Here is a 14,649-nt window from a genome sequence, read left to right as displayed (position 1 = left end):
TTGCATCCGTTAACAGTGCAAGCTATTTTTGGATAGCCAGTGAGGTTCATTACGCAAGTAATGGACGAATTAAAGGTGGTAACGCGAGCATTCGTCCTTTTGGGGATGAGTGCTCTTTTTATTTTTAGAAAAAGAGGAGTGTAAGATGAGAAAACGGAGAAGACGAAATACAATTATTTGGACAATCATTGGAGTACTGATTGTGGTTGCTGGTTGGTTTAGCTTTGGACCAGGTTTGCCAAGTCAAAGTCAGGCTAAAACTGTAACTGTCGGAATTGTTGGTGAAAGTAAGTCTGAGGCAACAATTTGGAAGTCGGTTGCTAAAACAGCTAAAGAAAAATATGGTATTACATTAAAAACTAAGAATTTTACTGATTATAATCAACCTAATAAAGCCTTAAAATCGGGCGATATTGATATGAATGCCTTTCAACACTATGCTTTTTTGAAAGACTGGAATAAGGCTAACCATGGCGGCGTTGTTGCGATTGGTAAAACTTATATTGCACCAATTAGACTTTATTCAAGAAAGTATCACAAGCTAAGTGATTTGCCTGAAGGCGCAACAATTGCTGTGCCAAATGACGCTACTAACGAATCAAGAGCATTGTTTGTTTTGAAAAATGCAGGTTTAATCAAGTTAAAGAAGGGTAAGACCTTAGTTACTGTTGCTGACATTATTAGTAATCCTAATAATTATAAGATTAAAGAAATTGGTGCTGAACAAACCGGTCGTGTCTTAAATTCAGTTGATGCTTCCGTAGTAAATAATGATTATGCTGGTCCAGCTGGGTTGACTGACAAGCAAACAATTTATATTGAGCCAATTAATAAGGATTCAGAGCAATGGATCAATATTCTTTGTGTTAAACAAGGAAAGCAAAATGACAAGCTTTACCAAGATATAGTTAAGGCTTACCAAACTACTGAGACTAAGAAGTTGACTAAGAAGTTCTATGGTAATACACAAATTGCAGCTTGGGATGTCAAGTTGAAGTAAGGAGGAAGTAGAATGAGTATTGTTGAGTTAAAAAATGTAGAAGTAGCCTTCCCCCAGAAGAAGGGTGAAGCAGTTAAGGCGGTAAACAATGTTTCTCTTTCAATTGAAAAGGGCGATATATATGGGATCGTCGGCTTTTCTGGAGCTGGTAAATCCACTTTAGTTAGAACAGTTAATCTTTTACAAAAACCAACTGCTGGTAGTATTACTGTCGATGGAACTGAATTTGTTAGAGATGGCAAACAAGTAATTTCTAATAAGGAACTACAATTAAAGCGTAGAAATATCGGCATGATTTTCCAGGGCTTTAACTTATTAAATGAAACAACCGTCTTGGAAAATGTGGCCTTTGCTTTAAAGCATGAAAAATTAAGTGATGAAGAATTAGAAAAGCGTTCATTAGAATTGCTAGATTTAGTTGATTTAAAAGATAAGGCAGACTTTTATCCCGCTGAATTATCAGGTGGTCAACAACAAAGAGTTGCAATTGCGAGAGCATTAGCTAATAATCCAGATATTTTGATTTCTGATGAAGCAACTAGTGCTTTGGACCCACAAAATACGCAACAAATCCTAGATTTGCTTAAACGTTTGAATAAAAAATTTCATTTAACGGTAATTTTGATTACGCACGAAATGGATGCTGTTAAGAAGATCGCTACTAAAGTTGCTGTGATGGAACATGGTAATGTGATTGAAGATGGCAGTTTGCGTGATGTCTTCTTACATCCTAAGCAAGAATTGACTAAGAAATTTGTTGGTGGTTCGCTAGAAGCAATTTCAACTTTGAATTCATTAGCACTTGATAAGCTAAGCGAAGATGAGGCAATTTATCAATTGGTTTATAGCGTAGCTAATGTGACTAAATCAATCATTATTGAACTGTATAAACAAATTGGCGTCGAAGTTTCAATGCTTTATGGTAACGTTGAGCTCTTAAATGAGGAGCCGATCGGAACTTTGGTAGTCTTAGTTAAGGGAGATCCAGCTGAGCAAAAACAAACGCAGGAATTTTTGGCTAAGCAAAATGTTACGTTTACACGTTTAGATGAGAAGGGGAATGTATATCATGATTAGTTTCTTAAGTAAATATTTACCCAATGTCGTTCAACTTGGCTGGGGCGGGGATGCTGGTTGGGGTACCAGTATATTCCAAACCTTATTCATGACCTTTTGGTCAGCAATCTTTGGTGGAATTCTAGGTATTATCTTTGGTGTTGTTCTGGTTTTAACTAAAGATGGTGGAATTCGACCAAACAAGTTCTGGTATAATTTCTCGGATAAGCTAGTTTCAATTTTTAGAGCAATCCCATTTATTATTTTATTGGCATTTGTTGCACCAGTAACGCAAAAAATTGTTGGGACACAAATCGGAATGAAGGCCGCTTTAGTTCCGTTAACTCTAGGAGTATTCCCATTTTATGCTCGCCAGGTACAAGTTGCTTTGGAAAGTGTTGATCCAGGTAAGGTAGAAGCTGCGGAAAGCTTAGGCTCAACTACTCGAGATATTATTTTTGATGTTTATTTGAGAGAGTCTCGTTCAGAATTGATTCGAGTTTCTACAGTAACGATTATTTCCCTAATTGGTTTGACAGCTATGGCTGGTGCTGTTGGTGCTGGTGGTTTAGGTAATACAGCAATTTCCTATGGCTACAACCGCTTTAATAATGATGTTACTTTAGTAGCAACGATCTTAGTAATTATTTTGATTTTTATTGTACAAATTATCGGTGACTTCTTTGCTAAAAGAATGAATCATCAAAGTAGATAGAAAAAACGCATCTTCAAAAATGAAGGTGCGTTTTTTTATTTTTAATAGACAAAAGCTAGATGATACTAAAAAAGCGTATCTTTAGCTTTTTATTTGCAAATAATAAGGCGTTTTATTTGTTATTTTTTATATTAAGGATATGATGAAAATGAACGCGGTTTATAGAACTATTAGAAAGAAGGGATTGGAATGAATGATAAGCTGGCGATTAATAAAAAGCCGGTTAGTGAGAGTTATAAGTACTTTATGGTTTTCTTGTGTATGCTTACGCAAGCAATACCATATGGAATCGCCCAGTTAATCCAGCCCTTATTTGTCCATCCATTGGTTAATACATTTCATTTTACGTTGGCTTCATATACTTTGATTTTTACCTTTGGAGCAATAGTGGGATCACTAGTATCACCATTAGTAGGTAAAGCATTGCCTAAAGTTAACTTCAAAATTATGTATTTGATTGGGATTGCTTTGTCTGCTGGCGCTTATTTCATTTTTGGTATCAGTACTAAGCTACCGGGTTTTTATTTGGCAGGAATTGTCTGCATGGTAGGATCAACATTCTATTCAGGTCAAGGCGTTCCTTGGATTATTAATCATTGGTTTCCGTCAAAAGGAAGAGGTGTGGCATTAGGTATTGCCTTTTGTGGTGGTTCAATTGGTGAAATCTTTTTACAGCCACTAACACAAGGCATTTTAAAGAAATATATGGTTGGCAATGCAAAAACTGGCTACTTAACATCAATGATGCCTTTCTTTATTTTTGGAATTGCACTTTTGATTGTAGGGTTGATTATTGCGGCATTTATTCGTATTCCTAGAAAAAGTGAAATTCTGACTCCGTAGTAGCTAAGAAAACACAAGCATCTAGTACTCATGAATTTCAGGACTGGAGCAGTGAGCAAGTCCTGAAAATGAAATGGTTCTGGATCTTCAGTATTGGCTTCTTGATTTTCGGCTTAGGAATGGCTTCTTTGAATGAAGATTATGCAGCATTCCTGGATACTAAATTATCCCTGGCTCAGGTAGGACTAATCGGTTCGGTCTTTGGTATGGCAGGGATTATCGGCAATGTATCAGGAGGATATTTGTTCGATAGGCTAGGAATAGCTAAAGCAATGGCATATGCGGGGACGATGCTAGTAATTTCAATTTTATTAATGATTTTTATTAGTGTGCATCCCTATGGCGCAAATATGAACTATATTGCTGGAATGGGATATGCAATTACAAGCGGTCTATCCGTATTTAGCTATATGTCAGGTCCAGCTTTTATGACCAAAAGCCTGTTTGGTGCTAAAGCACAAGGAGTTAATTTAGGATATGTCAGTTTGGCGTATGCTATTGGCTTTGCTGTTGGTGCGCCACTGTTTGGTGTGATTAAAGGAATGTTTAACTTCACAGTTGCATGGTGTTTTACAGTATGCTTTGTTTCAGTAGGTTTTATTTTATTAATTATTGCTTCACTTAGAATTAAGCAATTACAAAAGAATCTGATCGCTGATACGTCTGTTAAGTAGTTTTAATTTGTCAGGAAAGAAGGAAAACAAAATGAGTAGTAGTAGTTCAACTGCTGTAAATCAAAAAACAGTAAGTAAAGGCTATAAATATTTCATGGTGTTTCTATGTATGTTAACGCAAGCGATTCCATATGGGATTGCACAAAATATTCAGCCATTGTTTGTGCACCCATTGGTTAATACATTTCATTTTACCTTAGCTTCATATACTTTGATTTTTACTTTTGGGGCGATCGCTTCATCAATTGCTTCACCATTTATTGGTAAAGGATTAGAAAAGATCAATTTTAGATTAATGTATTTAATCGGTATCGGTTGTTCAGCTGTTGCCTACGTAATTTTTGGTATTAGTACAAAATTACCAGGATTTTATCTAGCAGCAATTATTTGTATGATCGGTTCAACATTCTTCTCTGGTCAGGGTGTTCCTTGGGTAATTAATCACTGGTTCCCAGCAAAGGGCCGTGGTGCTGCCTTAGGAATTGCCTTTTGTGGTGGCTCAATCGGTAATATTATCTTGCAGCCAACTACGCAAGCAATTTTAAAGCAATTTATGACAGGAAATACTAAAACTGGTCATTTAACATCAATGGCTCCATTCTTTATTTTTGCTGTTGCATTGTTGGTTGTCGGTGTAATTATTTCCTTCTTTATTAGGACTCCTAAGAAGAATGAAGTTGTAGCAACTGCTGAAGAATTAAAAGAAAGCAAGGATGCTGCAGCTAAGGCAAAGGCGCATGAATTCCAAGGTTGGACTAGTAAAGAAGTTGTAAAAATGAAGTGGTTCTGGATCTTTAGTTTAGGTTTCTTGATTATTGGCTTGGGCCTGGCTTCATTAAACGAAGATTATGCTGCCTTTTTGGACACTAAGATGTCTTTAACTGATGTTGGCCTAGTTGGGTCCATGTATGGAGTCGGTTGTCTAATCGGCAATGTATCAGGTGGTATTCTATTTGATAAATTTGGTACAGCTAAGTCTATGACCTATGCAGGTTGCATGTACGTTTTATCCATTGCCATGATGATTATTGTTAGTTTGCAGCCCTATGGCTCATCGATGAGCAGAACTATTGGAATAGCTTATTCAATCTTTTGTGGTTTAGCCGTATTTAGTTATATGTCAGGACCTGCCTTTATGGCAAAAGACTTGTTTGGTGCTAAAGAACAAGGGGTAATGCTTGGTTACGTTGGCTTAGCTTATGCGATTGGTTATGCCATTGGTGCTCCATTATTTGGTATTATTAAGGGCATGGCAAGTTTTACGGTTGCATGGTACTTCATGATGGCCTTTGTAATTATTGGTTTTATTCTTTTAGTTGTTTCCGTAGTTAGAATTAAGAAAATTCAAAAAGAATATATTGCTAAAAACGAAAAACAAGTAGCTAGCGAATAAGAGAGGAATTTAATATGTGTACAGGATTAAGATTTACAGATGACAAAGGTAATTTATATTTCGGTCGTAATTTAGATGTAGGTCAAGATTATGGTGAAGGCGTAATTATTACCCCACGTAATTACCCATTACCATATAAGTTCTTGGATGATACTAAAACCACTAAAGCAGTAATCGGAATGGGGATTGTAGTTGATGGTTATCCTTCATATTTTGATTGCTTTAATGAAGATGGTTTGGGGATTGCCGGTTTGAACTTTCCACACTATGCTAAGTTCAGTGATGGTCCGATTGATGGCAAGATTAATTTGGCTTCCTATGAAATAATGCTCTGGGTAACCCAAAACTTTACGACGGTAAGTGAAGTAAAAGAAGCTTTAAAGAACGTTAACTTAGTCAATGAAGCCATTAATTCATCATTTGCGGTCGCTCCATTGCACTGGATTATTAGTGACAATAAAGAAGCAATCATTGTCGAAATGTCTAAGCAATATGGCTTTAAGGTATTTGAAGATAAACTTGGCGTTTTGACTAACAGCCCAGACTTTAACTGGCAAGTAACTAATTTAGGCAATTACACTGGCTTGAATCCACATGATGCAACAAGCGAAAATTGGAATGGTCAAGATGTTGCTCCATGGGGTGTCGGCACTGGCAGTGTTGGTTTACCTGGTGACAGTATTCCAGCTGATCGTTTTGTTAAAGCAGCTTATTTGAATGCTAATTACCCAGTTGCCAAGGGTGAAAAAGCTAATATAGCTAAGTTCTTTAATATTCTTAAGTCAGTTGCCATGGTTAAAGGGAGCGTGGTTAATAATCAAGGTAGTGACGAATACACTGTTTATACGGCTTGCTATTCTGCTAACACCAAGACTTATTACTGCAATTTTGAAAATGACTTTGAGCTTAAGAAGTATCAATTTAATGATGAAACAATGAATGAAAATAAATTAATTACATTTTAAAATGTAATCCTAGTTTTGGTATGAATAAAGGAGAAGCAATTGATGATTTAGCTTCTCCTTATTTTGTTAATATTTTTAAAATGTAAGCGGATTATTTACATTTGATTGAAAAAGAAAACCGTTACAGGTATCATAAAAGGTGATAAATAATTAACAAAAACCTTATGTTGCAGATAATAAGGAGGAAAATAATGAGCGAAGAAGAATACCGCATTGAAAGTGATACTATTGGTCCAGTTAAGATTCCTAAAGATGCTTTGTGGGGTCCTCAAACCGAAAGAAGTCGCAATAACTTCCCAAGTGGCGAATTAATGCCATTGCAAATTATTCGAGCATTTTTACACTTAAAGAAGGCTGCGGCAGAAAGCAATGTTGAAGTTGGAGATGAACCTAAGGAAAAAGGAGAAGCAATTGAAGATGCAATTGACCATCTTTTAGCTTTGAGTGATACAGACTTGCGTAAAGACTTCCCACTTCATGTTTTGCAAACAGGTTCAGGTACGCAGAGCAACATGAATGTTAATGAAGTAGTTGCTAACTTGGCTAATAAGTTGCATCCTGGCTTGGACATTTTGCCAAATGACGATGTTAACCGTGGTCAATCTTCTAATGATACTTATCCAACAGCAATGAATATCGTTGCTGTTGAAGCTTTAGACAAGCTTGAACCAGCAATTCAACATTTGATTGATGAATTAGTTGTGAAAGAAAAGAAATACTGGAAGACAGTTAAAGTTGGTCGAACCCACTTGCAAGATGCGACTCCTTTAACTTTCGGTCAAGAAATTTCCGGTTATATTTCAGCTCTTAAGCATGATTTATCATATATTCGTGAATTAAAACCAACTCTTTATGAATTAGCAATTGGTGGTACTGCTGTAGGTACTGGATTGAATGCTGCACCGGGAATGACTGAAAAAATTGCTGGTAAATTATCAGAAGTTTATGGTCATAAATTTGAAGTTAAAACTAATAAATTCTGGGGCTTGGCTCACCACTCAGGTCTTGATGTGGTTCATGGTGCTCTTAAAACCTTGGCTGCTGATATGTTCAAAATCGCACAAGACATTCGTTTACTTGCTTCAGGTCCAAGAGCTGGTTACCATGAATTAAATATTCCGGCTAATGAACCAGGATCAAGCATTATGCCAGGTAAAGTTAACCCAACTCAAGCAGAAGCTGTAACGATGGCTGCTGCTAAGGTATTTGGTAATGATACTACAATTACTTTTGCTTCAAGCCAAGGTAATTTTGAAATGAATGTCTTCAAGACGGTAATTATTGCCGCTTTCCTTGATACTTGTGATATTTTAACTGGCACAATTACTGGTTTTGCTGATAAAATGATTCATGGCCTAACAGTCAATGAAGAAAGAATGGATGAATTACTTGAAAATTCATTAATGACGGTTACAGCTTTGTCACCACACATTGGCTACCATGCAGCAGCTAAAATTGCTCAAACTGCTGATAAGGAAGGGACAACTTTGAAAGAAGCTGCCTTAAAGAGTGGCAAAGTTACGGAAGAACAATATGATAAATGGATGAACTACATGCAAATGACTAATGTTGATAAGTCCACTCCAGAAGAATAGGAAAGTAAAAGATGCCAAACACAAAAGAATTAAAAAATAAATATGATGCAGTTGTTGTTGGTTCAGGTGGCGCAGGCTTGACTGCAGCATTACAAGCTCATGAATTAGGCTTGAATGTTGTGGTACTAGAAAAAAATGAAAAGACTGGTGGTAACACTAGTCGAGCTTCTAGTGGGATGAACGCTTCTGAATCATTGGTTCAACTTGATGAAGGAATCATTGATAATAACAGAGATTTCTATGAAGAGACCTTAAAGGGCGGCGGTTTATTAAATGACCGAGCAATGCTTAAATATTTTGCTAATCACTCAGCTTTAGCTATTTCATGGTTGATGAAATATGGTATTCGTTTAACTGATTTGACTATTACAGGAGGGATGAGCAAAAAACGTGCTCACCGTCCTGCTTCAATGGAACCAGTTGGCTTTTATTTAACTTCAAGAATGACTACTCAGGTTAAAAAAGCTGGGGTTAATATTTTTACTAGTGCTAAGGTTACGAAGTTATTGCAAAATTCTAAAAAGCAAGTTAATGGCGTAGAAGTTGAAACTCCCGATGGTACTAAGACAATTAAAGCTAAAGCAGTCTTATTAGCAACTGGTGGTTTTGGTGCTTCAAAAGAAATTATTAAAAAGTATCGTCCAGATTTAGTTGACTACAAGACAACTAACCAACCAGGTGCAACCGGTGATGGCTTGAAGTTAGCTGAAGCACTTGATGCCCAATTGATGCAAATGAACTTTATTCAAGTTCACCCAACTGCTGATACTGATAATCCACATGTTTATTTAATTGGTGAAGGCTTACGTGGTGAAGGTGCGATTTTAGTTAACAAGAGTGGTAATCGTTTTGTTAACGAATTGAGTACGCGTAAGATTGTGTCACAGGCAATTACTGATTTACATGAAGATGGAGCTTATCTTGTCTTTGATTCAGGTGTGCGTGCGCACTTTGCTGCCGTTGAATTTTATGATCAGATTGGCTTGGTTGAACATGGCGATAGTCTGGCTGATTTGGCTAAAAAGATTGGTGTGAATGCTGATAATTTAAATAAAACAATTGAAAGCTGGAACAAGGCTGTCGCAACTGGTAAGGATAAAGAATTTAGCAGAACTACAGGGATGGATCGTGAATTAGATCGTGGTCCTTACTTTGCAATTCATGTTCATCCTGCTATTCACTATACAATGGGTGGTATTCACATTAATACTGAAACTCAAGTACTCGATACTAATGGTAATGTAATCGATGGCCTATTTGCTGCTGGAGAAGTATCTGGTGGACTTCACGGAAATAATCGAATCGGTGGTAATTCAATTGCCGAAACAGTTATTTTTGGTCGTCAAGCCGGTATTCAGATGGCTAAGTATATCCGTGAGAACAAATAATATAATATAGATTATGTAAAAAAGCGGCCGAATTACTCCTCTTCTTCGATGAAATAATAACACTAATGAGGTTTTGATGAGATGCTAAATTTATAATTAGGTAATAAATCGTGTCTAATGAAAGCGCTTAGTGTATAATTATCATGTAGATAAAACGGTTTATAAAAATTTGAAAGGACTAATATAACTTATGAGTAGAAAAGTATTTCTTGTTGGTGATGGTGCTGTTGGTTCAACTTTTGCAAATGATTTATTGCAGAATGCTACTGTTGATGAATTGGCAATTTTTGATGTAGCCAAGGATCGTCCAGTGGGGGATGCAATGGACCTTGAAGATATTACTCCATTTATGGGTCAAACTAATATTCATCCTGCAGCAGATTATAGTGACGCTAAAGACGCTGATGTTTGTGTAATTACTGCTGGTGTACCTCGTAAGCCAGGTGAAACTAGACTTGACCTTGTTGCTAAGAACGTCAAGATTTTAAAGAATATTGTTGAACCTGTTGTTGATTCCGGCTTTAAGGGTGTTTTCGTGGTTTCAGCTAACCCGGTTGATATTTTAACTACTTTAACTCAAAAATTATCAGGTTTTCCTAGGAATCGTGTAATTGGTACTGGTACTTCACTTGACTCAATGCGTCTTCGTGTTGAACTTGCTAAGAAGTTAAATGTTCCAGTTGCCAAGGTTAACTCAATGGTTCTTGGTGAACACGGTGATACTAGTTTTGAAAACTTCGATGAATCAACTGTTGCTGGCAAAGCACTTCGCGATTATTCAGAAATTAATGACGATGTTTTAGCAGAAATTGAAACTGACGTCCGTAAGAAGGGCGGCAAGATCATTGCTAACAAGGGTGCTACATTTTACGGTGTTGCTATGATGCTTACTCAAATTGTTAGTGCTGTTTTAGACAACCGTTCAATTTGTTTGCCACTTTCAGCACCAATTAACGGCGAATATGGCATTAAGCATGACCTTTACTTAGGTACTCCAACTGTAATTAATGGTGAAGGTATTGAAAAGGTTATCGAAACTAAGCTTTCAGCTGCTGAACATGACAAGATGATTAATTCAGCAGATAAGATGCAAGAAGTCTTAGATGGTATTGAACTTTAATTGATCGTTAATTTATAAAAAGACCTGGTTTATTGAAAAACTAGGCCTTTTTTCTTAATGACAAAAAAGTAAAAGAATAGTATGATATAAGAAAAGATTAATAAAAAATTAAAAGATAAGAATTAACGAGGTATAACTATGACAGTTATTTCACAACAAGAGATTGAAGGCTTTTCTAAGAGCTTTAATTCTAATCCTGAAAATAAAGTAGCTTCTCGTGCAGCTCGTCGTAGCGGCTTGCTTGAAGCATCATTTAATGATCGGGTATCAGAACGTCTAAATCATGTCTTTTCAACTGAACTTGACATTGGTGGAGTTACTGATCAGAAACATTCTGGTCGTTGCTGGGAATTTACAACTTTGAATGTTTTGCGCCATTATTTTGGTAAGGAAAACAAAGTTAAGGATTTCACTTTTTCACAAGCTTATAACTTCTTCTGGGATAAGATTGAACGTGCGAATGCTTTTTATAATGCGATTATTCGTTTAGCTGACAAGCCTTTGACTGACCGCTATGTTCAAGCATGGCTTGAGTTTGCTGGAGAAGATGGTGGACTTTGGACAATGGCAATTAACCTGGTTAAAAAATATGGGGTAGTACCTTCATATGCAATGCCAGAAAGCTTTAATACTAATAACACTACTGCTTTAGCTGAAAATTTAGCACGCAAGGAAAGAAAAGACGCATTGGTTTTGCGTAAATTAGTCAATGAAGGCAAGAAAGAAGAAGCAGAAAAGACCAAGAAAGAATTCTTGAACGAAATTTACCGGATGGTTTCAGTAGCTTTAGGTGAACCACCGAAGAAGTTTGACTTGGAATTTCGTGATGATGATAAGAAGTATCATTTGGAGCGCGATTTAACTCCACAAGCTTTTGTTCAAAAATACTTTAAGGACTTCAATTTTGATGCTTATGTAGCTTTATCCAATATTCCTAATCACGAATATAACAAGGTTTACCACTTGCCACTTTATGACAATGTTGCTGGCGAGGACCAAGTTAAGTACTTAAATGTTCCAATTGAATATTTAGCTCAAGCTGCAGTTGCTCAACTTAAGGCTGGTGAAGCTGTTAGTTTTGGTAACGATGTTTTGAAGCAAATGGAAAGAAAGACTGGTTTTCTTGATACTGAATTGTACAAGACGGACCAATTGTTTGACGTTGATACCCAAATGAGTAAGGCAGACCGTTTGAATACCGGCGAAGGTTTTGCCACACACGATATGACTTTAGTTGGTGTAGATGAAGATAATGGCCATATCCGCAAATGGAAAGTTGAAAACTCATGGGGCGATAAGTTTGGTCACAAAGGTTTCTATGAAATGAGCCAAGCTTGGTTTGAACAATATGTCTATGATGTGATTGTGAAGAAAGAATACTTACCAAAGGAATTACAAGAATTAGTTGATCAACCTGCAGTGGATGTAATGCCTTGGGAAAACTTTGGTGAATAAAGTTAAATAACACATATATGAATTAAGAGATTTAGTTGAAAAAACTAGGTCTCTTTTTTATTGGTTAACGATAATTATTAAAACTTGAAATTGTTCAAAAATAGATATAAAAATTCAAATTATTTAAAATTTGTAACCGCTTAATGCTTTGATGAGTGTATAATGTTACTTGTAAGTTAAATTGATTACACTTTTTAACTAATCAGAGAGGAAGAAAGTTGTATTGAATTAAAACAAAAGGGGAAAGTTTTATGCCTGTAGGAAAGAGGATTTATTTAAAGCGGCAAATGCCAGATCCACAAATAGTAGCAGGATTTAAAGGGATTCCTGCATCAAATACTGCTGATTGTATGGAACGTAATTGTGCGATGAATCCGCGAATTAAGTTAATGTCAAGTCCTGATGAAGAAATGGTGGGACCGGCATTTACGGTTCACACTAGAGCCGGTGATAATTTAGCAATTTATGCAGCTTTAAGGTATTGTCAACCAGGGGATGTGATCGTTATTGATGATGAAGGTGATACTACTCGTTCACTGATTGGTGAAGTAATGATGTCATATTTGCGTGATCAAAAGAAAATTGCTGGAATTGTGATCGATGGGCCGATTCGTGATATTGACAATTTGCAGCATTGGAAATTACCAATTTATGCAACAAGTACGACACCAGGTGGTCCATATAAGGAGGGACCAGGCGAATTAAATGTACCAGTTGCTTGTGGTAATGTCAGTGTTAATCCAGGCGATGTGATTTTGGGTGATCCAGATGGAGTAATTTGTATTCCACGTCGGGACGCACCTGAAATCTTGCCTAAGGCTCAAGCCTTTCACAAGCAAGATGATGCCAAAGCAATTGCTTTTAGCAAGGGAGAAGTAGATCTTAGTTGGGTTGATCGATCTTTAGCTGATAAAGGTTTTGAGATTATTGATGACATTTACCGTCCATAAAAAGAATAGGGGATTCTGATGAAAACTTTAGAAAAAGTAAATTATAAAGGCTTTATTTGGCCTTTAGTTGTAGGGATTGTACTCTGGTGCATTACGCCATGGCGGCCTAGTGGGTTAACTCCACAGGCTTGGCAAATGTTTAGCATTTTTGTTGCAACTATTGTGGGTTGTATTACCAAGCCTTTACCAATTGGTGGTACAACTTTAACTGGTCTAGTAGTAACTGTATTAGTTGGTTTAGCACCAATGAAGGATGTAACTAATGCCAAAGGTGTTGTAATTAATCAAGGTGTGCTTAGCTCATTTGGTAACTCTGCTGCTTGGTTAATTGCGATGGCTTTCATTATGGCACATGGGATTAGTAAAACTGGTTTAGGTAACCGAATTGCTTATATCATGATTGAAAAGTTTGGTAAAAAATCATTGGGTATCGGGTATGCGATTGCCGGTTTGGAATTAGTTCTTGGTGCTTTGATTCCATCTAACTCTGCTCGTACTGGCGGGGTTGTTTGGCCAGTTGTCGAATCTGTTTCCAAGGAAGGTTACGATTCAAAGCCTGATGAAGCTTCACGTAAAAAGATCGGTGCTTATATTGACTTCACTGCCTTTCATGCCAATATTTTGTCAACGGCTTTGTTCATTACTGGTGCGGCTCCTAACATGGTTGCCCAACAATTAGCTGCTCAAAAAGGTTATCAAATGTCTTGGGCTGGTTGGTTCTTCACGGCAATCGTGCCAGTAGCAGTAGCTGCCATAATTATCCCTTGGGTAATCTACAAGATGTATCCACCAGAAATTAAGGAAACTCCAGATGCTAAAAAATGGGCTGATGAAAAGCTCCAAAAAATGGGACCAATGTCTACCCCAGAAAAAATTATGAGCGCTGTTTTCGTTCTTTCAATTATTCTGTGGGTATTATCAGGTTTCTTTAAGATTCCACAATTGGACGCTACTTTTGTTGCCTTCTTAGCTGTAGCTATTTTGATGATTGCTGGTGTCTTGACTATGCAAGACGCTTTGAAAGAAACTGGCGCTTGGAACATTTTGATTTGGCTTTCAATCTTGATGTTCATGGCAGGTAAGTTGATTTCTTATGGCTTTATTGATTGGTTCTCTAAACTTGTTCAAACTGGACTTCACGGCATTAGTTGGGGTTTTGTTTTGGCAATTTTAGTTTTGCTTTTGTTCTACACCCACTACTTCTTTGCTAGTGGTACAGCACACATGACAGCACTTTACTTGCCATTCTTGTCAGTTGCTGTAGCTACTGGTGCTCCTTTAGGTCTTTCAGCAATGCTTTTGGCCTTTACTGGTGCTATTAACGCTTCAACTACTCACTATGCAAATGGTCCAGCTTCAATCTTGGCCACTACTGGTTACGTTAAGCAAGGTGAATGGTGGAAGATGAACTTTGTCTTAGGGTTAATTTACATAGTTATCTTCGGCGTCGTTGGAACACTTTGGATGAAGGTTATCGGCGTATGGTAAAAATTAA

General features: G+C 36.9%; 11 protein-coding genes, 1 pseudogene and 1 other annotated feature (1 of these 13 running past the window's edge). All 12 genes and pseudogenes read left to right on the top strand.

What is annotated here, in order from left to right; all coding sequences use genetic code 11:
- Nucleotides 1-102, top strand: a binding site (T-box leader); it begins 138 nt to the left of the window's first position.
- A 43-nt stretch (nt 103-145) separates the two neighbouring features.
- The 12 genes and pseudogenes from Q0Y84_RS06500 to Q0Y84_RS06445 all read left to right on the top strand — a co-directional run bounded on the left by Q0Y84_RS06500 (nt 146) and on the right by Q0Y84_RS06445 (nt 14,642).
- Nucleotides 146-1,000, top strand: coding sequence for a MetQ/NlpA family ABC transporter substrate-binding protein (locus Q0Y84_RS06500; RefSeq protein ID WP_297951780.1), 855 nt, complete (start codon nt 146-148; stop codon nt 998-1,000).
- Between the two features lie 12 nt (nt 1,001-1,012).
- The gene (locus tag Q0Y84_RS06495) at nt 1,013-2,077 is read left to right on the top strand and encodes a methionine ABC transporter ATP-binding protein (RefSeq protein ID WP_297951778.1); all 1,065 of its coding nucleotides are present in this window, start codon (nt 1,013-1,015) and stop codon (nt 2,075-2,077) included.
- Nucleotides 2,070-2,771, top strand: coding sequence for a methionine ABC transporter permease (locus Q0Y84_RS06490; protein WP_297951776.1), 702 nt, complete (start codon nt 2,070-2,072; stop codon nt 2,769-2,771). The genes Q0Y84_RS06495 and Q0Y84_RS06490 overlap by 8 nt, the downstream gene beginning before the upstream one ends.
- Nucleotides 2,772-2,960: 189 nt before the next feature.
- A pseudogene (locus tag Q0Y84_RS06485) lies at nt 2,961-4,288 on the top strand (conjugated bile salt MFS transporter).
- Between the two features lie 31 nt (nt 4,289-4,319).
- The gene (locus Q0Y84_RS06480; RefSeq protein ID WP_297951774.1) at nt 4,320-5,681 is read left to right on the top strand and encodes a conjugated bile salt MFS transporter; all 1,362 of its coding nucleotides are present in this window, start codon (nt 4,320-4,322) and stop codon (nt 5,679-5,681) included.
- Nucleotides 5,682-5,695: 14 nt separating this feature from the next.
- Nucleotides 5,696-6,646 (top strand): choloylglycine hydrolase, encoded by a 951-nt coding sequence (gene bsh, locus Q0Y84_RS06475; RefSeq protein ID WP_297951772.1) that lies wholly within the window; start codon nt 5,696-5,698, stop codon nt 6,644-6,646.
- Between the two features lie 191 nt (nt 6,647-6,837).
- The gene (locus Q0Y84_RS06470) at nt 6,838-8,241 is read left to right on the top strand and encodes a class II fumarate hydratase (protein WP_297951770.1); all 1,404 of its coding nucleotides are present in this window, start codon (nt 6,838-6,840) and stop codon (nt 8,239-8,241) included.
- A gap of 11 nt (nt 8,242-8,252) precedes the next feature.
- Nucleotides 8,253-9,629: a flavocytochrome c gene (locus Q0Y84_RS06465; protein WP_297951768.1), complete on the top strand. Its 1,377-nt coding sequence runs from the start codon at nt 8,253-8,255 to the stop codon at nt 9,627-9,629.
- A 190-nt stretch (nt 9,630-9,819) separates the two neighbouring features.
- Nucleotides 9,820-10,749: an L-lactate dehydrogenase gene (locus Q0Y84_RS06460; RefSeq protein ID WP_297951765.1), complete on the top strand. Its 930-nt coding sequence runs from the start codon at nt 9,820-9,822 to the stop codon at nt 10,747-10,749.
- A 138-nt stretch (nt 10,750-10,887) separates the two neighbouring features.
- Complete coding sequence (locus Q0Y84_RS06455; protein ID WP_297951762.1) at nt 10,888-12,204, top strand: C1 family peptidase; 1,317 nt, start codon at nt 10,888-10,890, stop codon at nt 12,202-12,204.
- A gap of 251 nt (nt 12,205-12,455) precedes the next feature.
- Nucleotides 12,456-13,154 carry an RraA family protein gene (locus Q0Y84_RS06450; protein WP_297951760.1) on the top strand — a complete coding sequence of 233 codons (699 nt, stop codon included), beginning with the start codon at nt 12,456-12,458 and terminating at the stop codon, nt 13,152-13,154.
- A gap of 18 nt (nt 13,155-13,172) precedes the next feature.
- On the top strand, nt 13,173-14,642 hold the full coding sequence (locus Q0Y84_RS06445; protein ID WP_297951758.1) for a DASS family sodium-coupled anion symporter: 1,470 nt from the start codon (nt 13,173-13,175) through the stop codon (nt 14,640-14,642).
- Nucleotides 14,643-14,649: the final 7 nt, after the last annotated feature.

The sequence above is a fragment of the uncultured Lactobacillus sp. genome, from assembly GCF_947367125.1.
Lineage (GTDB): Bacteria > Bacillota > Bacilli > Lactobacillales > Lactobacillaceae > Lactobacillus.
This window is presented reverse-complemented; position numbering and strand designations above follow the sequence as displayed.